We start from the raw sequence: 21584 nt of genomic DNA, 5'->3' as shown, positions 1-21584 counted from the left end.
CCAGTCGCCACCCGCGTATTCGTAGATACGGCGGAAGCTGACGTCCGGGGTTAAGTTCTTGTAATCTTTACAGGCCAGTTCACAGGTTTTACAACCGGTGCAGCGGGCGGAATCGATGAAAAATCCGTATTGCGTGCTCATGGGTTAGTCCTTATACCTTCGCGATCTCGACCAAGTTGGTGTGCTGTGGATTGCCTTTTGCCAGCGGCGATGGGCGATGAGTGGTCAGCGTGTTGATACAAGAACCGTGGTCAATGCGGTCTCCGTCCATTTTGGCGTCGTGCCATGCGCCTTGGCCCATTGCGGAGACACCCGGCATAATGCGTGGTGTCACCTTCGCGGCAATACGCAGTTCGCCGCGTTCGTTGAACACGCGCACCATATCGCCGTTTTTGATGCCGCGTTTTTGCGCATCGATAGGATTCAGCCACACTTCTTGGCGGCAGGCAGCTTGCAGGACGTCGATGTTGCCATAGCTGGAATGGGTGCGCGCTTTGTAGTGGAAACCGAACAGTTGCAGCGGGAATTTCTCGCTTAATGGGTCGTCCCAACCCTCAAAGGTTGAGGCATAAACCGGCAGCGGGCTGATCGTTTCGTCTTTCTCAAGCTGCCAGTTGGCGGCAATATCAGCCAGACGTGCGGAGTAGATTTCAATCTTGCCTGACGGGGTTTTCAGCGGATTGGTTTCGGGATCGTTGCGGAAATCGCGGTAGGCCACAAAGTGCCCGTTCGGATCTTTACGCTTATAAATCCCCATTTTCTTCAGCGCATCGTAGCTTGGCAGGGCTGCGTCTTTGGCCTGCATTTTGGCGTACAAATACTGCAACCACTGCTCCTGCGTACGGCCTTCGGTAAACTTCTGGTGAACATCGTCGCCCAGTCGTTTCGCTATCTCACTTAAGATCCAGTAAATCGGCTTACGCTCAAATTTTGGTGCAGTGACGGGCTGGATAAAGATCAAATAGCCCATATTGCCAGCGTAATCGTTGGGGATGATATCTTCTTGCTCAACGGTCATCAGGTCGGGCAGCAGAATATCGGCGTACTTTGCCGAGGCGGTCATAAAGTTTTCAATCACCACGATCATTTCGCATTTGCTTTCATCCTGCAAAATTTCGTGGGTTTTGTTGATGTCCGAGTGCTGATTAATGATGGTGTTGCCGGCGTAGTTCCAAAAGAACTTGATAGGCACATCGAGCTTATCTTTGCCGCGCACGCCGTCACGGGTGGCGGTCATTTCCGCACCGTGGTCAATGGCGTCGGTCCAGGTAAAGCAGGAGATAGCGGTTTTTACCGGGTTAGTCAGCACCGGGAAGCGCTCGATGGTAATGGTATACGTCGACTCACGCGCGCCGCTGTTGCCGCCGTTAATGCCGACGTTGCCGGTGAGGATCGGCAGCATAGCGATAGCGCGGGCCGCCAGTTCACCGTTAGCTTGGCGCTGTGGCCCCCAGCCTTGGCAGATATAAGCCGGTTTAGCGCTACCAATCTCGCGGGCCAGCTTGATAATGCGGTCGGCAGGAATACCGGTGATGCGAGAAGCCCACTGTGGGGTTTTGGCAATTCCATCGTCGCCCTGACCTTGAATATAGGCCTTGTAGTGGCCGTTCGCCGGCGCGCCCTCGGGCAGAGTTTTCTCGTCATAACCGACGCAGTATTTGTCGAGGAACGGTTGGTCGACCATATTCTCGTCAATCAATACCCAAGCGATACCGGCGACCAGCGCCGCGTCGGTGCCGGGACGAATAGGGATCCATTCATCCTCACGCCCGGCGGCGGTATCGGTATAGCGCGGATCAATAACGATCATGCGCGCATTTGAGCGTTCGCGAGCCTGTTCAAGAAAATAGGTGATTCCGCCGCCGCTCATCCGCGTTTCCGCAGGGTTGTTGCCAAACATCACCACCAGTTTGCTATTTTCAATATCGGAGGTGCTGTTTCCGTCGTTGGTGCCGTAGGTATAAGGCATGGCGCAGGCGATTTGCGCGGTACTATAGGTGCCGTATTGGTTGAGTGAACCGCCATAACAGTTCATCAGGCGCATCAGCGCAGACGCGGAAGGTGAGGAGCGGGTGATGTTACCGCCGACAATGCCGGAGGCGTAGTTGATATATACCGCTTCGTTACCGTAATCCTTCACCACCCGTTGCAGGTTGCCAGCGATGGTGTCCAGCGCCTCTTGCCAACTGATACGTTCAAACTTGCCTTCACCGCGCTTGCCGACGCGTTTCATCGGGTAGTTCAAACGGTCAGGATGGTTGATACGACGGCGAATGGAGCGGCCGCGTAGACAGGCGCGAACCTGATGATCGCCATAGACATCGTGTCCGGTATTGTCGGTTTCTACCCAATAAACTTCATCATCCTTCACGTGCAGACGTAGGGCGCAGCGGCTGCCGCAGTTCACGGAGCACGCACCCCATACCACTTTATCATCCGGGCGCCCGGCCTGCTTAACGGCAGCAGCGGTGGCTCGTAAAGAGAAGGGCAGTGATAACCCGCCCGCCGCTAATGCTAAAGAACCGATGGCTGATGATTTAATCAGGCTGCGCCGGCTCAGCCCTCCAGGCTTTTCCAGATAGGACATTACTCACTCCATTATTGTATTAATGATTGCGGATAGGGACTCAAAAAAGACGAATAATGGAAAGATCATACCCGCTAAGTGGTATACAAGTATTATTCTTGGTCAAAGATAAACTTTGCTAATGTAGGAATTTTCTGAAGGGGATTTGCTAGGTTGTTAACTGCTGTGCATAATTGTTTTACAACAAAAAAATATTATTTCACGGTTGATGTTTTTCTCTGCAAAGAGCGCATTAGCTGTCCCCTACAGGAATAGATATATGCTGGATAGTGCTTCGCAGGTGATCCCGATGCCCGCCGTCGATGCGATCACGGTTCCCTATAAAGGGGTAAATTTTTTGCGCCCCGAAGTTTTGCTCGATTTTAGCCGCGTGACGAATGGGCAGGTGGTGGCTATCACGCCGTTGGCTGTTCTCTATTCTACCGTCGGAGTATCGCAAGTCACTGAGTTGCGTAAGATCCCCGTATTGGTTTCCGGGCGAGTGGTTTATCCCATCGGCTCGCAGACTCTACCGTGCTTGCGCGCGAAGCTGACCATTAACACTGCCGCTCAACAGCTGCGTTTTCATGGCAATCTTGATGCGTTATCGGACGATCGGTCGTTAAATGACGGCGTGTTAATTGGTATTGCGCTGGAATTTACGGTCGTTCAGGAGAGTTGATACGGCACCGTCTCCGCAGAGACGGTATCGCGTTACTGAGTGCTATCGGTGCGGGTGTAGATAATTTTAAAGGTATCGTTGGCGCAGTGGCCAACGACCTGAGCCCCCGGCTGATCTGCCTGATCGTTTGGCACAATATCAAGCGTAAAGGCGCTTTCAGCGACCCCATTGCCGATGATTTTTTGCTGTATGTCGCTTCTGACACGCTCGCACGAATCAGGAACGGCCGCCAGTGCAGGGAGTGCGCCGACGAGCAGGAGCGCCGGTAACCAACGCGAAATTTTCATGGATGGCTCCTTTTCTGTAGGTTCGGAAAAAGTATAGCATCGGTAGTGTAAACAATTGTATTTCCTAATATCATTGGGAAAACTCCCGAAACAGGACTGTGGTGTGAAGAGACGTATTTTACTGGCATCTGTCATGGTGGTTCTTAGCGGCTGTGACAATGATGAAACGCCTGCGGCATTGACGCCGGAAATGGCCAGTTTTTCTAATGAGTTTGATTTCGATCCGCTGCGCGGTCCGGTGAAAGATTTCAGCCAGACGTTGTTGAATGAAAAAGGTGAGGTGGCAAAACGGGTGAGCGCCCAGCTTTCTCCAGAAGGCTGCTTCGATTTACTCGAATTCCATAACATAGAAGAAGATACCGGCGCGCTGCTGGTGCTTGATGCTAACTACTATCTCGATGGCGTGACTCGCGAAAAGCGGGTTCGTTTACAGGGGAAATGTCAGTTGGCCGAATTCCCATCAGCGGGAGTCGCTTGGGAGACCGATGATGACGGCTTTGTGGTTAAAGCGCTCGGTAAAGATAGCCAGGTGGATTACCGTTATGATGCAGAAGGGTTCCCGCTAGGTAAAACCTCAACGGCAAAAGATAAGACGCTCTCAGTGGTCTCGACGCTTTCAACGGATGCCCATAAAAAGCTCGACTACACCGCCGTGAGTTTACTGAACAAACAGCCGATTACCCACGTAACGCAAAACTGCGATTACGACCGGCACGATAACCCAGTGAGCTGTGAGCTTAAGATTGTCGATCAGAGTGCGAAACCGCCGGTGACCCAGCTTTACTCGATTAAAAACACCATTGAGTACTACTGAGTGAAAATGAAAAGGGCGCCAACGGCGCCCTTGATACACTATGGGTTGATAGAACGACCGGTTGAACGGTCGAGACAACGCAGTGTGTTCGGTTCCCAGTAAGCATTAACGTTCGGGCTTTGCTGGCATTTATCGCGGGCGTCAAAAGCAACATCGGCTTTATCCCACTCTTTCTCTGCGCGTTTGTTGACCTTTTGGCGCAGTTGGCGAGTGTCGTTCCACTGCTCTTTGTCCATCGCTGCGTTCTGGCGGCTTTGAGCGCTATCGCCAGATTCGATAACCAGTTTGTTGGTTTCAGCAGAGGCAGATGCGGTGTACACGATGGCTCCCAGCGCGAGCATTGCCGTCAGGCACAGGCGTTTGCCAAGTGTAATTTTCATTTGCGTGTTCCTTCGAGATAGTGAATACGATAACTCCTGATTCCAGTTTACTACATCTCTTACTGTGGGCAAACCTGCGAAAAACAGGGTCGAATCGCCTGAACTTTTACGTATGATAGCCAGACCTACCAATGTTTGATGAAACATGATGTTAAAGACGTCTTTACTGTTTTTTGCCACCGCGCTGTGTGAAATTATCGGCTGCTATCTCCCTTGGCTATGGCTCAAGCGGGGCGCAACGCCACTGTTGCTGCTGCCGGCAGGGTTAGCGCTCGCCATGTTTGTCTGGTTGCTGACTCTGCATCCTGCTGCCAGTGGGCGAGTGTATGCGGCTTATGGCGGTGTCTATATCTTTACCGCGTTGCTGTGGTTACGCGTGGTTGAGGGCGAAAAGCTGACGGTCTACGACTGGACCGGCGCGGCAGTCGCGCTGTGCGGTATGCTGATTATCGTTGCTGGCTGGGGCCGAGGGTAGACTCGACCGTGTTATTGATAACGGGATGTTGGCGTGACTTTATGCGCTTAACATCCGTCGTTCGTATGATTCCTCATGCATTCATTCTAATTAATCCCCTTATTTTGTGATCCTTCTCGGCATTTTTTGATCTCTATACTTGTATGGTAGTAGCTCAGGGCGTAAGTTTTGCTCACTAACCGATGAGATGTAAGGATTGAAGATGAAAATTGTGGGTGCTGAGGTTTTTGTAACCTGTCCGGGTCGTAACTTTGTCACGTTGAAAATTACCACCGATAGCGGATTGGTTGGCTACGGCGATGCCACGCTAAACGGCCGCGAACTGTCTGTGGCGTCTTATCTGAAGGATCATCTGTGCCCGCAGTTGGTGGGGCGTGATGCGCACCGCATCGAAGATATCTGGCAATTTTTCTACAAAGGCGCGTACTGGCGTCGCGGCCCGGTCACCATGTCGGCGATTTCTGCCATCGATATGGCGCTGTGGGATATTAAAGCGAAAGCCGCCAATATGCCGCTATACCAACTGCTGGGCGGCGCATCCCGCGAAGGGGTGATGGTTTACTGCCACACCACCGGGCGCACGATTGATGAAGTGCTGGAAGATTATGCTCGCCATAAGGAGATGGGCTTTAAGGCGATTCGCGTCCAATGCGGCGTACCGGGAATGAAAACGACATACGGTATGTCGAAAGGCAAAGGCCTGGCGTATGAACCAGCAACCAAAGGCCAATGGCCGGAAGAACAGCTGTGGTCGACGGAAAAATATCTCGATTTCACGCCGAAACTGTTCGATGCAGTGCGTAACCAATTTGGTTTCAACGAACATCTTCTGCACGACATGCACCATCGCCTGACGCCAATTGAAGCGGCGCGCTTTGGTAAAAGCGTTGAACAATATCGCCTGTTCTGGATGGAAGACCCAACGCCTGCCGAGAACCAAGAATGCTTCCGCCTGATCCGTCAGCATACCGTCACGCCAATTGCGGTGGGGGAAGTGTTCAACAGTATTTGGGATTGCAAACAGCTCATCGAAGAGCAGCTGATTGACTATATCCGCACCACCATTACCCACGCCGGTGGTATTACCGGGATGCGTCGGATCGCTGATTTTGCCTCGCTCTACCAGGTACGCACCGGCTCGCACGGCCCGTCGGATCTCTCTCCTGTCTGCATGGCCGCCGCGCTGCACTTCGACCTGTGGGTACCGAACTTCGGCGTCCAAGAATATATGGGCTATTCCGAACAGATGCTGGAAGTCTTCCCGCACAACTGGACCTTCGACAACGGTTATATGCATCCGGGTGATAAACCAGGGTTAGGCATTGAGTTTGATGAAAAGCTGGCCGCCAAATATCCGTACGATCCTGCGTATCTGCCGGTCGCACGTCTGGAAGATGGCACGCTGTGGAACTGGTAAGTCACACCTATTTTTAATTTATTTATTATTGGCAAAGAGAAATAACATGGACTTCATTAACGATCGTTTCATGATCGGGAGTGAAGTCGGTGCTCGGTTATATAAAGATGTTGCAGCGCAATTACCGATCATCGACTATCACTGTCATCTCGACGCAAAAGAAATATACGAAAACAAAAAAATAGAAAATATTACCCAGCTATGGTTAGCGGGGGATCATTATAAATGGCGGGCAATGCGCGCTAATGGTATTGCCGAACGTTTTATTACCGGTGATGCAACGGCGGAAGAGAAATTTAAAGCGTGGGCAGAAACGGTGGAGGCCTCATTAGGCAATCCGCTGTATCACTGGACGCATTTAGAATTAAATAAATACTTTTCCTGTAATGAGATGTTGAGCAGTGAAAACTGGCAGCAAATTATGCAGCACTGCAATCAACAAATGGCGAGTGATGATTTTAAACCCCGCAGTTTGATTTCGCGCTCCAACGTTGAAGTGATTTGCACGACCGATGCGCCGCTGGATTCTTTGGAATATCACCGTCTGCTGCAGCAGGATCCAACCTTTAAAACCAAGGTATTGCCGACGTTTCGGCCCGACGATCTGTTTGTGCAAGACGGCGATGAGTTTGCCCGTTTTGTCGACAAATTGTCGGCGATTAGCGGCGTTGAAATCGGTTCATTCGCTGATTTTGCCTCAGCGTTGGCGCAGCGTATTGACTGGTTCCATGAAGCGGGATGCCGTATTTCCGATCATGGTCCGGTAACGATTGAGTATCAGGGCGCAGATGATGCAAGCGTGGATGCGCTTTTCTGTCAAAAACGCAGCGGTAAAGCGTTAACTGCACACCAGAGCGCGCAGTTGACCAGCGCCATGTTTGTCATGCTGGCCAAAGAATATAAGCAGCGCGGCTGGGCGATGCAGATTCACTTTGGTGCGATTCGCAGCAACAACAGCAAAATGCACCAGCAGTTGGGGGTGAATACCGGTTTTGACTCGATTGCCGATCAAAGCAATCTCGCAGCCGGACTTAACCAGCTCCTGAATGCGATGGCGCAGGTTGATGCACTGCCAAAAACGATTCTCTACAACCTTAACGGTAGCTATAACGATATTGTTGCTACCACCATTGCCAATTTCCAGTCTGGCGACGAGGGCGTGAAATCGCCGATGCAGTTTGGTTCCGGCTGGTGGTTTAACGATACCCGTCGCGGCATGGAAAATCAGCTCAATAGCCTCGCTGACCAAGGGTTATTAATGCACTTTGTGGGCATGTTGACCGATTCGCGCAGTCTGGTTTCTTATCCTCGCCATGATTATTTCCGCCGTATTCTGTGCAATTTAATCGGTGGTTGGGTAGACCGTGGGGAAATTCCTAATGACGACAGGCTTTTAACACGGATGGTTAGAAATATTTGTCACGACAATGCCGTTAATTATTTTAGATTCTAACGTCCTTCCTTAAATGAGGGTAGAACATGTCTCGTACCAATAGAAAAATAACAATCCCCGTCAGTATTGGCTATGGCTTAACAGATATTATGGGCGGCGGTGCATTTACCGTTATCGGCGCCTGGCTTTTATTCTTTTACACAACGTTTGTCGGATTATCACCGGTAGAAGCGGCCTCTATTGTGGCCATTGCGCGTATTGTTGATGCGATAGTCAGCCTATTTATGGGCAGCTTTACCGACCACTTCTATAAAAATGCATTAGGGAAAAGATTTGGCCGTCGGCGCTTTTTCTTGCTGCTGGGCGCGCCATTAATGTTGGTCTACATGCTGCTGTGGGTAACCGGAATGAGCTTCTGGTTTTATCTGGCAGTCTATCTGGCCTTTGAAATTATTGCCGCCATGGTGCTTATCCCATGGGAAACCCTGCCGTCAGAAATGACCAAGGACTTCAACTCACGTACCAAGCTCTCGACCTGCCGTATGTTCCTGTCGGCATCCGGGACGTTCCTCGCCACCTTTATTCCGGGGCTGCTCATCAGCCACTTTGGTGAGCACGATCCGCATGCTTACTTTATTAACGGTGTGGTCTTCTCGGTCATCTTTATGTTCTGCGTATTCATCTCTTGGAAAGTGACTTGGGAGCGTGAATTGACGCCAGAAATGCAGGCCGAGCTGGAAAGCCATCGTCAACCGACCTCCTTTACGCAGAAAGTTGCGGCGGTGGGGAATTTGTTTAAGGAGTACTTCTCAACCCTGAAGGTGCGCGCATTCCGCAAACATCTGGCCATTTATCTGTTCTCCTTTACGGCGAAAGATATCTACAACACGGTGTTTGTGTTCTTTTGCGTGTACTGCCTTAATGTCTCGTCTTCGCTGTCGGGTACGTTGCTGTCGATGAGCATTGTTGGCCTGCCGGTGACGCTGTTGGCAGGGGTGGCAATCATCAAATACGGTCCATCGCGCCTGTATGTCTTCGCCTACACGTTGATGATGCTATGTCTGGCCGGGCTGTTTATGGTTTACCAGTTCCCGACCGATAATAAAGTGACAATTCTGCTGGTGTTGGCGGCGCTGTATCAGGTAGGTCGTTGTGTCTTGGAATTCACACCGTGGAACGTCTTCCCATTCATCCCAGATATTGACGAGATGATCACCCGCCAGCGTCGCGAAGGTTTGTTCGCGGCAGTCATGACCTTCTCGCGTAAAACGACGGTTGCCATCGCTACCTTTGCCGTTGGCGTGATGCTGCAGGAGGGCGGTTTTGTGAAGGGGAGTCAGGTTCAGCCGGAAAGTGCAGTTAACACCATCGCCATGATGCTGTTTATCGGTACCGCAGGGTTATTGCTGATAGCACTATGGCAAGCGCTGACGTTCCACCTTAACAAACAGACCCACAAGATTTTTGTTGATGAAGTCGAGCGTCTGAAGGCCAATGGTTCGAAACAAGATGTCACGCCACAGGCCCGGCATATCGTAGAAGACCTGACCGGCTATTCATATGACGATTTGTGGAACTCGCCGCAGGAGGCTGAAAGTCAGTCAACTCGCCCGGTGCGGGTACACTAAAAATCATGTAAACAGCATAGGTGTCGTTTTGCCTATGCTGTCACACAACTTAAAAATCATGTCATACCAATCACCAATATATTAATGCAAATCAAAATCTCTCGTGATGAACTCGTTAATCTAGTATGGCAATCAACGTTCTCTACAGTGAGTCAAAAAGATGCAGAATAAGCTATTAACCGCTAAGGCAACTCTCCCAACCTACGATCGCAGCAAGCTGGTGTCACGCATTGTGCACTTGGGCTTTGGTGCATTCCATCGCGCTCATCAGGCAGTTTATGCCGATATTCTTGCCGCCGACCACGGCAGCGATTGGGGTTATACCGAAGTTAACCTGATTGGCGGTGAGCAGCAGATTGCTGACCTGAACCATCAGGACAATTTATACACCGTGGCAGAAATGTCGGCTGATGCCTGGACTGCGCGCGTTGTTGGTGTCGTTAAAGAAGCGCTACACGCCCAGGTTGATGGGTTGGAAACCGTACTGGCAAAAATGTGCGAACCCCAAGTGGCTATCGTTTCTTTGACCATTACCGAAAAAGGTTACTGCCACTCTCCGGCGACCGGCCAATTGATGCTCGATCATCCATTAATCGTTGCTGACCTGCAAAACCCGCACCAGCCGAAATCGGCACCGGGCGTGGTGGTTGAAGCGCTGGCACGGCGTAAAGCCGCAGGTCTGCCTGCATTCAGCGTGATGTCTTGTGACAACATGCCGGAAAACGGCCACGTGATGCGTAACGTGGTGTGCGCCTATGCCAGCGCCGTTGATGCCGGTCTGGGCGACTGGATTGCTTCTCACGTGACGTTCCCCTCCACCATGGTTGACCGTATCGTTCCTGCCGTCACGCCAGAAACGATGGATAAAATTGAACAGCTGACCGGCGTTCGCGATCCAGCGGGCGTAGCCTGTGAGCCATTCCGCCAGTGGGTTATCGAAGATAACTTCGTTGCGGGTCGTCCGGCGTGGGAAAAAGCGGGGGCAGAGCTGGTTAGCGACGTTATCCCATTTGAAGAAATGAAGCTGCGTATGCTGAACGGCAGCCATTCTTTCCTCGCGTATCTGGGCTATCTGGCGGGCTATCAGCACATTAATGATTGCATGGGCGATGAAAACTACCGTCGCGCCGCGCATGATTTAATGCTGAAAGAGCAGGCGCCAACTCTGAAAGTGCAGAATGTTGATCTGGCGCGCTATGCCGATTTGCTGATTGCGCGTTATACCAACCCTGCGCTGCGTCACCGGACTTGGCAGATAGCGATGGACGGTAGCCAGAAGCTGCCACAGCGTATGCTGGACTCCGTCCGCTGGCATCTGGCTGACAACAGCAGTTTCACTCTGCTGGCGCTCGGTGTTGCCGGTTGGATGCGCTACGTAGGCGGTGTAGATGAGCAGGGCAACGCGATTGAAGTTTGCGATCCGTTGCTGCCGGTGATTCAAGCGGCGGTGGCGAAAAGCGAAGAGGGCGAATCTCGCGTTCAAGCGCTGCTGGCTATTGATGCAATCTTTGGTCAGGATTTGCCGCAAAACAGTCAGTTTGTCACCCAAGTGACCTCCGCGTATCTTTCTTTGCTGAGCAAAGGCGCGAAAGCCACCGTTGCGGCTTATATCTAATCCGTGAGCGTATAATGCCGCCATTTCTGGCGGCATTTTTTTAGCTATAAATCCTACACGTTAATTAAACGAAATTCCCATTCGACACTTCTTTAAATTCCTTTAATCTAATTGAAATAATGGACGATTATTTTCGCAGATCATCTAGCATTATGAGTAATCAGTGCTATATCCAATGGCCTAACTATGGCATGGTTATAGCCGAAGAAAATGGAACACTTGGAATAAGGAAATTGTGCCATGTACAAAAAAATTCTCATGCCTGTAGATGTATTTGAAATGGACCTAAGCGATAAGGCTATTCGTCATGCGGTTTATCTGGCTGGCGAAACGGGTGAAATTATGTTGCTTAATGTTCTGCCTAATAGCTCGCGTTCAATTTTACGCGGTTTCGCTTCAGACATTAAAAAGTTTGAAGATTATATGCTGGCAGAATCCACCAAGAAAATGATCAATCTGCAACGCTTATTTGATATGGACCCGGAGCGTCTGCACACGGAAGTTCGCTTTGGTAATATTCGCGATGAAATCCTCGCCGCGAGCAAAACCGGTGAATACGACGTTATCGTGATTGGATCACGGCAGCGCGGAATGAGCACCCATCTGTTGGGTTCGAACGCGGAGTCGATTTTGCGCTATGCCAACATCCCAACCATGGTTGTTCGTTAAAAAAAAGGGCCTTCAATGATGAAGGCCCTTTTTACTATTCTTCGCTAAACCACTCACGATTTTCTTGGCGGATAAGCAGAACCGATTCGCTAATTTCCTGTAGATGCAGAGTCATCGCTTTATCCACCGCATCAACATCACGCTTTTCCAGCGCGGAGAATATCTCGTGATGCTGTTGTAACAACATTTCTGGCGAGGAGACATGATCGAGACTCATATAACGCACGCGGTCAATCGCAGCTTTAATATTTTCGATGGTATCCCATGCCAGCTGGCAATCGGCAATATTAGAAAGTAATTGATGGAATTCATCATCGAGCAGGAAAAAATCATTTAGCTGCTGCCTATCAATAGCAATACGCTGCTGATGCAGATTTTGCTCAAGCTGGTAGCTTTGCTCGTCGGTGATCATTGTTGCGGCCCGCCGCGCCACGGCGCATTCAATCGCCTGACGCACAAAACACCCGTTACGAACCTGAGAGAGGGATATTTTATTGACGTAACTGCCGCGCTGCGGGCGAATTTGAATAAGGCCGTTCTCCGCAAGCTTAATAAACGCTTCGCGCACCGGTTGGCGGGAAACGTCAAACCGCAAAGAGACCTCTTTTTCAGACAGCGGAGTCCCAGGCGCAATAAGACAGTGCACTATATCGCGGCGCAGAATGCGATAAATTTGTTGGTTGACGGGCTGTGTAGGGTTCAGTTGGGTTTCGGCGGCCATTGAATCGTTCTTATCAGCTGATTAAGCTGTTATTTTACGCTTTTTTTGCCTTCTCGCCCAGCCCGACCGACGGTCGGGCTGGGAATTAATGTTAACTTTGGCGGTGGACGCTAAGACCGGCAAAAGATTGACTGACCGGCATCATTTCAACGGTATTAATGTTGACGTGTTTCGGCAGCGTTGAAACCCACCAGACGGCCTCGGTCACATCTTCAGGGGTCAACGCGCTGGTGTTTTCATAGGTTTTCCCAGCTTTCGCATCGTCACCTTTAAAGCGCACGTTCGAAAACTCAGTGCCACCGACGAGACCCGGCTCAACGTCGGTCACGCGAATAGCGGTGCCGTGCAGGTCGGTACGCAGGTTCAGACTGAACTGACGGACAAAGGCTTTGGTTGCACCATAAACGTTGCCGCCGGCATAAGGCCAGCTACCGGCAGTGGAGCCGATATTAATAATGTGTCCACGATTACGCTCGACCATACCCGGCAGCACCGCGCGGGTCATATACACTAGGCCTTTATTATTGGTATCAATCATATCTTCCCAGTCTTCGACACTGGCTTTGTGTGCAGGCTCAAGGCCCAGAGCCAGGCCGGCGTTGTTGACCAGAATATCGATATCACGCCAGTCGGCGGGAAGGTTGGCGATAGTTTCCTCGATCGCCGCGCGGTTGCGCACGTCCAACTGAACCGTCAGTACGTTCTCGCCCAACTCATCTTTCAGCGCTTTTAAACGTTCGTTGCGACGGCCAGTGGCAATCACTTTATGCCCGTTGGCAATAAAACGACGCGTGATGCTGTCACCAAAACCCGCCGTTGCCCCGGTTACCAGTACGATCATCTGTTAAGTTCCTTCAATGCGTTAGTGTGTCATCACGATAGCACGCTATCTTTATCTGGGGGAAGATACTGCGCTCGCCCGAGAAATCATTGCGGTCTATCAACGACTTGTTACTCTATGACAAAGTCCCAATCAGGAGCACACGATGTCGGCCACGAATCCATTTTTTGCCAGCAGTACGTTGCCTTACCAGGCACCGCCGTTTAACGAGATTAATGACAGCCACTACCGTCCCGCATTTGATGAAGGCCTAAAGCGCAAACGCCAGGAGATTGCCGATATCGCGCAAAATCCCGCCGCGCCGGACTTTGACAATACTTTTGTGGCCTTGGAGAAAAGCGGTGAGCTGCTGTCCCGCGTCACATCGGTCTTTTTTGCCATGGCCGCATCGCACAGTAATGATGAGATCCAGCGTCTTGACGAACAGTTTTCGGCGGAGCTTGCCGGTTTAGCCAACGATATTTACCTTAACGACGCGCTGTTCCAGCGGATCCAGCGCGTCTGGCAGCAACGTCATGAATTGGCTCTTGATGCGGAATCTCTGCGCCTAGTTGACGTCATTTACCAGCGCTTCATTCAGGCAGGCGCCACGCTCGCTGACGCGCAAAAAAACGAATTAAAAACGCTGAATACCCAAGCGGCAACCTTAAGCAGCCAATTTCATCAATGCCTGCTTGGGGCCGCTAAAGCCGGAGGATTAGTCCTTGAAAGCGCGGCACAGCTTGCCGGACTGAGCGAGGATGAAATCACCGCCGCGGCAGCGGCAGCCGCCGAGAAAGGGCTGGCCGATCGTTGGCTGATTCCGCTGGTGAATACGACCCAGCAGCCGGTATTGGCATCACTTCGCCACCGCGAGACGCGGGAGAAATTGTTTAAAGCCGGTTGGCTGCGTAATCAGCAGGGGGATAGCAACGATACCCGCGAACGTCTGCTGCAACTGGTAGCCATTCGTGCGAAACAGGCCGCGCTCCTTGGCTTTGCAGATTACGCCAGTTGGAGTATGGCCGATCAGATGGCGAAAACGCCAAAGGCCGCGTTTGACTTTATGCGTGAAATCACCCCAGCGTCACGTGCGCGTGCGCAAAGCGAACTGGCAGATATTCAGGCTCTTATTGATAGCGGTGACACGCATTTTACTGCCGAAGCTTGGGACTGGTTGTTTTACTCAGAACAGGTGCGTCGTGAGAAATATGCTATCGACGAGGCACAAATTAAACCGTGGTTTGCCCTCGAAAATGTGCTGATTGACGGGGTGTTTTGGTCCGCAAGCCAGCTATTTGGCATCCGCTTTGTTGAGCGTTTCGATCTGCCGGTATATCACCCTGATGTTCGCGTGTGGGAGATTTTCGATGCGGACGGCGAGGGCATGGCGCTGTTCTACGGTGACTTCTTCGCGCGTGACAGCAAAAGCGGCGGCGCGTGGATGGATAACTTTGTCCCGCAATCCACGCTGCTGGGCACGCGCCCGGTTATCTACAACGTCTGCAATTACCTAAAACCGGCGGCGGGTAAAAGTGCGCTTATCTCTTGGGATGATGTTGTCACACTGTTCCATGAATTTGGCCATGCGTTGCACGGGCTGTTCGCCAACCAGCGCTATGTTACCCTGTCGGGCACCAGTACTCCCCGCGATTTTGTCGAGTTCCCATCGCAGATCAATGAGCATTGGGCCAGCCATCCGCAGGTATTCGCCCACTATGCACGGCATCATGAAACCGGCGAGCCAATGCCGGTCGCGCTGCGTGACAGCCTGTTCCGGGCGGCAAACTTCAACAAAGGTTACGATATGACCGAACTGCTGGGCGCCGCGCTGCTGGATATGAACTGGCATAGCGTAACGGCAGCAGAATTGCCTCAGGATGTAGAAGCGTTTGAAGCGCAGGCGTTACGTCATGAGAATATCGATCTTGCTGCCGTACCGCCTCGCTATCGCAGCAGCTATTTCTCGCATATTTTCGGTGGTGGCTATGCGGCGGGCTATTACGCTTATTTGTGGACGCAGATGCTGGCGGATGATGGCTACCAATGGTTTGTTGAACACGGTGGCTTAAATCGTGAAAACGGCCAGCGTTTCCGCGAGGCTATTTTATCGCGCGGCAACAGCAGCGATCTTGAGCAGCTTTATCGCGATTGGCGGGGACACGATCCGTTAATTGCGCCGATGTTAAAAAATCGCGGCTTAAGCGACTAGCTTTTATTCCCGGCCTTGCATGGCGACGCCGGGAAATAGAAAAAAACCCGCACACAGGGCTGGCGGGTTAAATCGAACAATGGGTAGATCATTTATGCTGTCTCCCCTGGAGTGAAGACATCCGCGTCAGTTTCACGCAATGGTAACAATTGCGCAACCTGACATATTCGGTAGGGGGACTCAAGTGGGGAATCAGCGGCAGGCTTATGTGCGGCTCTTTACAAATTCGTGCAGTTATTGAAAAAACTCGGCATTCGGCTTGTTACTATGGACGCGTAAACTGTTGAGTTAATGGATTTAATATCGACATCTGCCCGGAGGCATAAATGAAAACATCCCAACGTAAAACACTTCGCGAGTCTATCTGGTCTACCCGTCCTGAACGTCAGGACTTGCAGGAATCGCGTTCCGGCAGATTGTGGGCAGGGCGTAAAGCCAGCTGCCAGAGTAAAAAAGCATGGAAGAATATCGGATTAATGAATGCGCTTGTCGTTTAACGTTAGTTGAATATTGCAGTGCTACGATTGCCATCAGTAACGGTTATCCAATCAAGGAGAGAGGGTAACTGTAAAAGAAAATCTATCCATGCAAGCATTTATACCGCCAGTTTTGCTGGCGGTTTTTTTTGCCCATTAATCATTCCACTTTCCGCTCAAATAGGCCGTCAGAAAACCGGAAAACAGAATGAGCCCCATCGCAATAACAAAAACCTGCATATTATCCGGCATGATGACCTCCGCTTTAACGACTGTTGACACACATCCTCTAGCGTACTCTTTTAAACGTAGACCAATGCCTTAGTTGCTTAAATTAATTATTTGTTGCAGTAAATTTCTTTCGATATGCCAGCGGGCTGATGTCTAAATGTTGCTGAAAACGCAAACGCAGATTTTTCGCATTACCAAAACCGCTTATCTCCGCCACTTTTTCCATGTTCTCGCGACCGTTGGCTAGATGCTGTTGCGCAAGCTGTAGCCGTTCATCCAGCAACCAGCGGGCAGGGGTCTTGCCGGTGGCAACTTGAAAACGTCGCAGGAAGGTGCGCTCGCTCATGCCGACCCGCTCAGCCAGTTGGCGAACGCTGTGGCTTTCTGCGAGATGTTGATAGAGGAAATCATAAAGCATGCCTAGCCGCTGGCTCTCGCGGGAACGTGCGACAGGTTGTTCTATATGCTGCTTTTGCGCGCCGTCGCGATGGGGCTGGATAACCAAGCGGCGGGCCACTAAATTCGCGGCTTCAAGTCCATAATCAAGGCGCACCACGTGCAGACACAAATCAATCCCCGCGGCGCTGCCGGCTGAGGTTAACACCGTGTCGTCGGCGACGTAGAGCACATCCTCCACAACGCGAATGTTCGGAAATCGCTGTTGAAGCGCTTCGGTGTACCGCCAGTGGGTGGTGGCGCGTTTTTCAGCAAGCAGGCCGGCGGCTGCCAGCACAAACACGCCAGAGCAGATCGACAGCACCCGACAACCGCGCTGATGCGCGCGTTGCAGCGCCTCACAGAGTGTCGATGGCACCGGGCTGTCAATACCACGCCAGCCGGGGACGATTATCATATCGGCCTGCTCTAAAAGCGCCAGACTGCCATCAGTCATGATCCTAACGCCGCCGGTGGCACGGAGTTCGCCATCATCAACCGCCGCCACAGCAAACTGGTACCAGTTGTCGCCCATTTCCGGTCGCGGCAGGCCGAAGATTTCAACCGCCACGCCAAATTCAAAGGTGCATAAGCCGTCGTACGCCAATACCACTACCCGAGGGGCTAACTTTGTCATTTTATGGCTGTTTTCTGTCATCTCTGTGGGCAGTCCTCGTGCGGGTGGTCTGGATATACTCAAGCGGTTGTTGCCATAGAGGTAACATATAACCGGAGAATAAACGATGAGTTATGTCACTGACTACCCCGCTGCAACGGCGCTACAGGCGGCCGCCCATTTTCGTCAACGCCTTGCTCTTGAAACCGACTGTGCGGATGTGCACGCGGCGATGCAGCAGTCTGAAATGGATTTTGTGTTGCTACATGTCGTGGGCAGCCCAGAGACCTTTGCCCGCCGACATATTCCTGGCGCGATTCATCTGCGGCATGCGGAAATCACCCCTGAAAGAATGCAGGAGTGGTCGGAGGATACGTTGTTCGTCGTCTATTGCGCGGGCCCGCACTGCAACGGTGCCGATCGCGCCGCGCTGAAGCTTGCTGAGCTGGGCCGCCCGGTGAAACTGATGATTGGCGGGATCACCGGTTGGCAGGATGAGGGTTTTGCTTTTAGCAGCGGATCGTGAATTTAATTCATGTGTGGTGAATTTTTCTCGTTTGCCAGCCAGGGTCACGGATGACACTATTTGGACATGCAGCCATCCAGATGGCTAAATAATTCAAATAACATATTATCACTTAGGGCAATCAATATGCCTGAGTGAATAAGGAGACACCATGCCACATCAACACGCACCGTATCGCGCCGATATCGTCGGCAGTTTTTTACGCCCATTGGCCATTAAGCAGGCGCGCCAGCAGTTTGCCGCTGGTGAAATTGACTCGCTGCAGTTACGCGCCGTTGAAGATGCTGAAATCCGCCGCGTGGTGCAACATCAGTGTGATTGTGGCCTACATGTGGTGACCGACGGCGAGTTTCGCCGTGCTTGGTGGCATTTTGACTTCTTTGATGGCTTGCAGGGCGTTGAACGCTACGATTCCGATAAAGGCATTCAGTTTAACGGTGTTCAGACCCGCGCTCACGGTATTCGTGTCACTGGCAAATTGGCCTTTGGGGAGCATCCGATGCTGGAAGATTTTCGCTTCCTGAAAAGCATCAGCGGTGACGCGACGCCGAAGATGACCATCCCAAGCCCAAGCGTGCTGCACTTCCGCGGTGGCCGTAAAGATATCGATGAGACGGTTTATCCGGATCTCAAAGATTATTTTAATGATTTAGCCAACACTTGGCGCGACGCGATTCGCGCTTTCTATGACGCCGGCTGTCGCTATCTGCAGCTTGATGACACCGTTTGGGCCTATCTGTGCTCTGATGAACAGCGTCGTCAGGTTCGTGAGCGCGGTGATTGCCCGGACGAACTAGCCGCCATTTATGCCGACGTGCTGAACCGGGCGCTGGAAGGCAAACCTGACGATCTCATTATCGGCCTGCATGTGTGTCGCGGAAACTTCCGCTCCACGTGGATATCGGAAGGCGGCTATGAGCCGGTGGCGGAAATCTTGTTTGGCCGCGTGAAGGTTGATGCGTTTTTCTTGGAATATGATAACGACCGCTCCGGTGATTTCGCGCCACTGCGCTTTGTCCCTCAAGGCGACCAGAAAGTGGTGCTCGGGCTTATTACCACCAAGAACGGTGAGCTGGAAAATCCACAGGGAATAAAAGCACGCGTTGAAGAAGCGGCGAACTATGTCTCCTTGGCGCAAATTTGCCTCAGCCCGCAGTGTGGCTTTGCTTCTACGGAAGAGGGAAATAGCCTGTCTGAGCAGCAGCAGTGGGATAAAGTCCGTCTGGTGACAGGGATCGCCGCGCAGGTTTGGTCCTAGTCGACTCGACGAATAACGCCATCCAGTACCTGCAAACGAGAACTGGATGGCGCACAAATACGGCTTAAATCGCGTTCAATTCCTGGCGCCAGCTGCTAGCTTTGATTCCACGGAAGATAAGCACCCACGCCAGCACGATGGCCACCATCATAATCGGGAACAGAGTGATTGGCGGGAAGTGAGTGAGGATCTGTCCAGTAAACAGCGGATTCAGCGCCGCACCCAGCCAGCCTAACGCCTGGGCAGAAAAGTAGCTGGCTTTCATCCCCGGCGGCGCAATATTGTCGATCAGCATATATTCACCAGGCGCATAGATAATCTCACCAATGGTAAACACCGCCGTCGCCAGCCCCCAGTAGAGTAAGTTGCTGTCTGACATCATAAAACCGGCCAAACCTAGAACATAACAGATTGTTCCAAGCGTCATCAGCGGGCGCAGGTTGTTGGCCGTCAGCTTACGGCCTATCGCGTACTGCAAGGTGACCACAATTGCCGCATTAACCGGCAGGATCACCGCGACAACCTTTTCGGCAAACTCGCTATCACCCACGGCCAACACGTACTGCGATAGGCAGGAGGAGAAAGAGCCGCCAACGAACGAGGCCAGCAGTCCGGAGAGCGTAAACCACAGCAATGCCCGGTCGTGCAGCAGTACCGACGGAGACCAAGCAACAGGCTTCTCGTTTATCTCGGCAGGCGTCAGGCGCTCGACGTATTTTTGAATAAACAGCAGCGGGAACGCCGCGCAAATTGCCGCTAGCCAGAATGGCAGGTTGATGCTGTACATCACCAGCAGCGTGCCCAGCGGAGGGCCAATGGTCCAGCCGATATTCAAAAACGAGTAGTTAAGCGAAAACACCCGCGCTTTGGTACTGGCGGCCAGGGTATCGGAGAAGTAGGCCTTGAGGACGGTTGAGAAAACCGAGTACGAACAGTTGATCAGCGAGAAAAAGAACACCACCAACGGGATGCTATTGACCAGCGGAATGGCAATAAAGCCGCTGATAAAGAACGCAATGGCAATCAGCATATAGCGTTTTTTATCAAACTTATCCGCCAAGATACCAAAACCTAGGCTGAAGATGACGCCGACAACCAGCGCGATAGACATGGCGTAGCCGATAGTGTCTACCGTCATCGCGTATTGCCGCGTGAGGTAGATGGTCATGAAAGGAAGGGTGGCACCGCGGCCGATGGTTAACAGTAACGACGATGCCAACAGCGCAATCGTGGATCGTCTGGTCGTTGGTTTCATTTTCTTGCCCAATATTTGTCGTGATGATGTTTTTTTGTTATGGCTTTCACAAGTATCACGCCATAAGAAGCTTGTATAGCCACACGCTTGTTGGGACGTGCGATTTTCCCCTGCCAGAAATAATGATCTATTCCTGGGGGCAAATTTTCGTTACTTTGAATGTGTTTACATAAATTTAATAAATATTGGGGCGGATATGACGCGGAAAGATGGACTGCTGGCGCTGCTGGTGGTGGTAATTTGGGGACTGAACTTTGTGGTTATCAAAGTAGGGCTACATGGCATGCCACCGTTGCTGCTAGCGGGTTTACGCTTTCTGTTCGTGGCTTTCCCCGCGCTATTCTTTGTGCCGCGTCCTCGCATTCCGTTTTCGCTGCTGCTGGGCTATGCGCTGACAATCAGCTTCGGTCAATTTGCTTTCCTGTTCTGCGCCATCAAATTCGGCATGCCTGCCGGCTTGGCATCATTGGTTTTGCAGGCGCAGGCCTTCTTTACCATTATTCTTGGCGCCTTCGTGTTTGGTGAAAGACTTCAGCGTAAACAGCTGATCGGCATTTCACTGGCGGTGTTTGGCGTCTTGGTGTTGGTCGAAACCAGTATGAGCGGGCAGAACGTTAAAATGCTGGGCTTTATGCTGACCCTGGGAGCCGCGCTGTGCTGGGCATGCGGGAATATCTTCAACAAAAAAATTATGCTTCATCCGGCGAAAACCGGTGTGATGTCGCTGGTGGTATGGAGCGCATTAATTCCGATTATTCCCTTTATGCTCAGCTCATGGATTTTCGAAGGGCCGCAGGTAATGGTTCAGAGCCTGATTCACATCGACATGACGACGGTATTATCACTGGCGTATCTTTCGTTTATGGCCAGCATTGTGGGTTATGGCATTTGGGGCTCGCTGCTGGGACGCTACGAAACCTGGCGCGTCGCGCCGCTGTCGTTATTAGTGCCGGTTGTCGGGTTGGCGAGTGCCGCGCTGTTGCTAGGTGAACAGCTCTCGCTGATGCAATTTGCCGGGGCGGTGCTGATTATGGCGGGGCTGTTGATTAACGTCTTTGGCTTTCGTCTGCCGGGTTTGCGTCGCGCGGTGAAGGGATAAAAAAGCCCC

Annotated in this window: 22 protein-coding genes; 13 read left to right on the top strand and 9 right to left on the bottom strand. The window is 51.8% G+C overall.

The features are described 5' to 3' along the window. A partial coding sequence (locus tag AB4K05_RS09430; protein ID WP_368479744.1) for a 4Fe-4S binding protein occupies nucleotides 1-141 on the bottom strand: 141 nt, incomplete at its 3' end. Between the two features lie 10 nt (nucleotides 142-151). Then, nucleotides 152-2587: a selenate/tellurate reductase subunit YnfE gene (ynfE, locus tag AB4K05_RS09425; RefSeq protein ID WP_368479706.1), complete on the bottom strand. Its 2436-nt coding sequence runs from the start codon at nucleotides 2585-2587 to the stop codon at nucleotides 152-154. A 259-nt stretch (nucleotides 2588-2846) separates the two neighbouring features. Here ynfE and AB4K05_RS09420 point away from each other — a divergent pair, with 259 nt between their 5' ends. After that, complete coding sequence (locus tag AB4K05_RS09420) at nucleotides 2847-3248, top strand: dTDP-glucose pyrophosphorylase (RefSeq protein WP_368479705.1); 402 nt, start codon at nucleotides 2847-2849, stop codon at nucleotides 3246-3248. Nucleotides 3249-3280: 32 nt separating this feature from the next. Here the strand turns inward: AB4K05_RS09420 and AB4K05_RS09415 are convergent, their stop codons facing one another. Continuing rightward, nucleotides 3281-3535, bottom strand: a complete 255-nt coding sequence (locus AB4K05_RS09415; protein ID WP_368479704.1) for a DUF1161 domain-containing protein — start codon at nucleotides 3533-3535, stop codon at nucleotides 3281-3283. 103 nt (nucleotides 3536-3638) lie between these two features. Between AB4K05_RS09415 and AB4K05_RS09410 the strand changes: the two genes are divergently transcribed. After that, the gene (locus tag AB4K05_RS09410; protein WP_368479703.1) at nucleotides 3639-4349 is read left to right on the top strand and encodes a YnfC family lipoprotein; all 711 of its coding nucleotides are present in this window, start codon (nucleotides 3639-3641) and stop codon (nucleotides 4347-4349) included. A gap of 38 nt (nucleotides 4350-4387) precedes the next feature. Here AB4K05_RS09410 and AB4K05_RS09405 read toward each other — a convergent pair whose 3' ends face one another. Beyond that, complete coding sequence (locus tag AB4K05_RS09405; protein ID WP_368479702.1) at nucleotides 4388-4729, bottom strand: DUF1283 family protein; 342 nt, start codon at nucleotides 4727-4729, stop codon at nucleotides 4388-4390. A 148-nt stretch (nucleotides 4730-4877) separates the two neighbouring features. Here AB4K05_RS09405 and AB4K05_RS09400 point away from each other — a divergent pair, with 148 nt between their 5' ends. From AB4K05_RS09400 to AB4K05_RS09375, 6 genes are all read left to right on the top strand, one after another. Further along, complete coding sequence (locus AB4K05_RS09400; protein ID WP_368479743.1) at nucleotides 4878-5204, top strand: YnfA family protein; 327 nt, start codon at nucleotides 4878-4880, stop codon at nucleotides 5202-5204. A 202-nt stretch (nucleotides 5205-5406) separates the two neighbouring features. Beyond that, nucleotides 5407-6621 (top strand): starvation-sensing protein RspA, encoded by a 1215-nt coding sequence (rspA, locus tag AB4K05_RS09395; protein WP_368479701.1) that lies wholly within the window; start codon nucleotides 5407-5409, stop codon nucleotides 6619-6621. 46 nt (nucleotides 6622-6667) lie between these two features. Continuing rightward, complete coding sequence (gene uxaC / locus AB4K05_RS09390; protein WP_368479700.1) at nucleotides 6668-8074, top strand: glucuronate isomerase; 1407 nt, start codon at nucleotides 6668-6670, stop codon at nucleotides 8072-8074. Nucleotides 8075-8100: 26 nt separating this feature from the next. Next, nucleotides 8101-9642 (top strand): MFS transporter, encoded by a 1542-nt coding sequence (locus AB4K05_RS09385; protein WP_368479699.1) that lies wholly within the window; start codon nucleotides 8101-8103, stop codon nucleotides 9640-9642. Nucleotides 9643-9802: 160 nt separating this feature from the next. After that, nucleotides 9803-11257 (top strand): mannitol dehydrogenase family protein, encoded by a 1455-nt coding sequence (locus AB4K05_RS09380; RefSeq protein ID WP_368479698.1) that lies wholly within the window; start codon nucleotides 9803-9805, stop codon nucleotides 11255-11257. A 240-nt stretch (nucleotides 11258-11497) separates the two neighbouring features. Beyond that, a complete protein-coding gene (locus AB4K05_RS09375) occupies nucleotides 11498-11926 on the top strand; it encodes a universal stress protein (protein WP_368479697.1) in 429 nt (142 codons plus the stop codon). A gap of 34 nt (nucleotides 11927-11960) precedes the next feature. Here AB4K05_RS09375 and AB4K05_RS09370 read toward each other — a convergent pair whose 3' ends face one another. Together AB4K05_RS09370 and ydfG are read right to left on the bottom strand one after the other, a co-directional pair. Beyond that, the gene (locus tag AB4K05_RS09370) at nucleotides 11961-12647 is read right to left on the bottom strand and encodes a GntR family transcriptional regulator (protein ID WP_368479696.1); all 687 of its coding nucleotides are present in this window, start codon (nucleotides 12645-12647) and stop codon (nucleotides 11961-11963) included. Nucleotides 12648-12738: 91 nt separating this feature from the next. Further along, on the bottom strand, nucleotides 12739-13488 hold the full coding sequence (gene ydfG, locus AB4K05_RS09365; RefSeq protein WP_368479695.1) for a bifunctional NADP-dependent 3-hydroxy acid dehydrogenase/3-hydroxypropionate dehydrogenase YdfG: 750 nt from the start codon (nucleotides 13486-13488) through the stop codon (nucleotides 12739-12741). Nucleotides 13489-13633: 145 nt separating this feature from the next. Here ydfG and dcp point away from each other — a divergent pair, with 145 nt between their 5' ends. Together dcp and AB4K05_RS09355 are read left to right on the top strand one after the other, a co-directional pair. Continuing rightward, the gene (gene dcp / locus AB4K05_RS09360; RefSeq protein WP_368479694.1) at nucleotides 13634-15679 is read left to right on the top strand and encodes a peptidyl-dipeptidase Dcp; all 2046 of its coding nucleotides are present in this window, start codon (nucleotides 13634-13636) and stop codon (nucleotides 15677-15679) included. A 326-nt stretch (nucleotides 15680-16005) separates the two neighbouring features. After that, the gene (locus AB4K05_RS09355; protein ID WP_368479693.1) at nucleotides 16006-16176 is read left to right on the top strand and encodes a hypothetical protein; all 171 of its coding nucleotides are present in this window, start codon (nucleotides 16006-16008) and stop codon (nucleotides 16174-16176) included. A 135-nt stretch (nucleotides 16177-16311) separates the two neighbouring features. Here AB4K05_RS09355 and mgtS read toward each other — a convergent pair whose 3' ends face one another. Both mgtS and ftrA read right to left on the bottom strand, forming a co-directional pair. After that, nucleotides 16312-16407: a protein MgtS gene (gene mgtS / locus AB4K05_RS09350; protein ID WP_156315592.1), complete on the bottom strand. Its 96-nt coding sequence runs from the start codon at nucleotides 16405-16407 to the stop codon at nucleotides 16312-16314. A gap of 82 nt (nucleotides 16408-16489) precedes the next feature. Beyond that, nucleotides 16490-17479 (bottom strand): transcriptional regulator FtrA, encoded by a 990-nt coding sequence (gene ftrA, locus AB4K05_RS09345; RefSeq protein WP_368479692.1) that lies wholly within the window; start codon nucleotides 17477-17479, stop codon nucleotides 16490-16492. A gap of 85 nt (nucleotides 17480-17564) precedes the next feature. Here ftrA and AB4K05_RS09340 point away from each other — a divergent pair, with 85 nt between their 5' ends. Beyond that, nucleotides 17565-17963 (top strand): rhodanese-like domain-containing protein, encoded by a 399-nt coding sequence (locus tag AB4K05_RS09340; protein WP_368479691.1) that lies wholly within the window; start codon nucleotides 17565-17567, stop codon nucleotides 17961-17963. 151 nt (nucleotides 17964-18114) lie between these two features. Then, on the top strand, nucleotides 18115-19221 hold the full coding sequence (locus AB4K05_RS09335; protein ID WP_368479690.1) for a cobalamin-independent methionine synthase II family protein: 1107 nt from the start codon (nucleotides 18115-18117) through the stop codon (nucleotides 19219-19221). A gap of 64 nt (nucleotides 19222-19285) precedes the next feature. Here AB4K05_RS09335 and ydeE read toward each other — a convergent pair whose 3' ends face one another. Beyond that, nucleotides 19286-20476 (bottom strand): efflux MFS transporter YdeE, encoded by a 1191-nt coding sequence (gene ydeE, locus AB4K05_RS09330; protein WP_368479689.1) that lies wholly within the window; start codon nucleotides 20474-20476, stop codon nucleotides 19286-19288. A gap of 196 nt (nucleotides 20477-20672) precedes the next feature. Here ydeE and eamA point away from each other — a divergent pair, with 196 nt between their 5' ends. Beyond that, entirely contained in the window at nucleotides 20673-21575 is a 903-nt protein-coding gene (gene eamA, locus AB4K05_RS09325; protein ID WP_368479688.1) for an O-acetylserine/cysteine exporter, read from the top strand. The last annotated feature ends 9 nt before the right edge of the window (nucleotides 21576-21584 follow it).

Source organism: Kluyvera sp. STS39-E, from assembly GCF_040932435.1.
GTDB lineage: Bacteria > Pseudomonadota > Gammaproteobacteria > Enterobacterales > Enterobacteriaceae > Kluyvera.
This window is presented reverse-complemented; position numbering and strand designations above follow the sequence as displayed.

Excerpts from the sequence above, each read along its gene's own strand:
- uxaC (WP_368479700.1), top strand. The coding sequence starts at position 6,668 with ATGGACTTCATTAACGATCGTTTCATGATCGGGAGTGAAGTCGGTGCT.
- AB4K05_RS09340 (WP_368479691.1), top strand. The coding sequence starts at position 17,565 with ATGAGTTATGTCACTGACTACCCCGCTGCAACGGCGCTACAGGCGGCC.
- AB4K05_RS09385 (WP_368479699.1), top strand. The coding sequence starts at position 8,101 with ATGTCTCGTACCAATAGAAAAATAACAATCCCCGTCAGTATTGGCTAT.
- ydeE (WP_368479689.1), bottom strand. The coding sequence starts at position 20,476 with ATGAAACCAACGACCAGACGATCCACGATTGCGCTGTTGGCATCGTCG.
- rspA (WP_368479701.1), top strand. The coding sequence starts at position 5,407 with ATGAAAATTGTGGGTGCTGAGGTTTTTGTAACCTGTCCGGGTCGTAAC.
- mgtS (WP_156315592.1), bottom strand. The coding sequence starts at position 16,407 with ATGCCGGATAATATGCAGGTTTTTGTTATTGCGATGGGGCTCATTCTG.
- AB4K05_RS09375 (WP_368479697.1), top strand. The coding sequence starts at position 11,498 with ATGTACAAAAAAATTCTCATGCCTGTAGATGTATTTGAAATGGACCTA.
- dcp (WP_368479694.1), top strand. The coding sequence starts at position 13,634 with ATGTCGGCCACGAATCCATTTTTTGCCAGCAGTACGTTGCCTTACCAG.
- AB4K05_RS09370 (WP_368479696.1), bottom strand. The coding sequence starts at position 12,647 with ATGGCCGCCGAAACCCAACTGAACCCTACACAGCCCGTCAACCAACAA.
- ynfE (WP_368479706.1), bottom strand. The coding sequence starts at position 2,587 with ATGTCCTATCTGGAAAAGCCTGGAGGGCTGAGCCGGCGCAGCCTGATT.
- eamA (WP_368479688.1), top strand. The coding sequence starts at position 20,673 with ATGACGCGGAAAGATGGACTGCTGGCGCTGCTGGTGGTGGTAATTTGG.
- AB4K05_RS09400 (WP_368479743.1), top strand. The coding sequence starts at position 4,878 with ATGTTAAAGACGTCTTTACTGTTTTTTGCCACCGCGCTGTGTGAAATT.
- AB4K05_RS09405 (WP_368479702.1), bottom strand. The coding sequence starts at position 4,729 with ATGAAAATTACACTTGGCAAACGCCTGTGCCTGACGGCAATGCTCGCG.
- ftrA (WP_368479692.1), bottom strand. The coding sequence starts at position 17,479 with ATGACAGAAAACAGCCATAAAATGACAAAGTTAGCCCCTCGGGTAGTG.
- ydfG (WP_368479695.1), bottom strand. The coding sequence starts at position 13,488 with ATGATCGTACTGGTAACCGGGGCAACGGCGGGTTTTGGTGACAGCATC.
- AB4K05_RS09380 (WP_368479698.1), top strand. The coding sequence starts at position 9,803 with ATGCAGAATAAGCTATTAACCGCTAAGGCAACTCTCCCAACCTACGAT.
- AB4K05_RS09355 (WP_368479693.1), top strand. The coding sequence starts at position 16,006 with ATGAAAACATCCCAACGTAAAACACTTCGCGAGTCTATCTGGTCTACC.
- AB4K05_RS09415 (WP_368479704.1), bottom strand. The coding sequence starts at position 3,535 with ATGAAAATTTCGCGTTGGTTACCGGCGCTCCTGCTCGTCGGCGCACTC.
- AB4K05_RS09420 (WP_368479705.1), top strand. The coding sequence starts at position 2,847 with ATGCTGGATAGTGCTTCGCAGGTGATCCCGATGCCCGCCGTCGATGCG.
- AB4K05_RS09335 (WP_368479690.1), top strand. The coding sequence starts at position 18,115 with ATGCCACATCAACACGCACCGTATCGCGCCGATATCGTCGGCAGTTTT.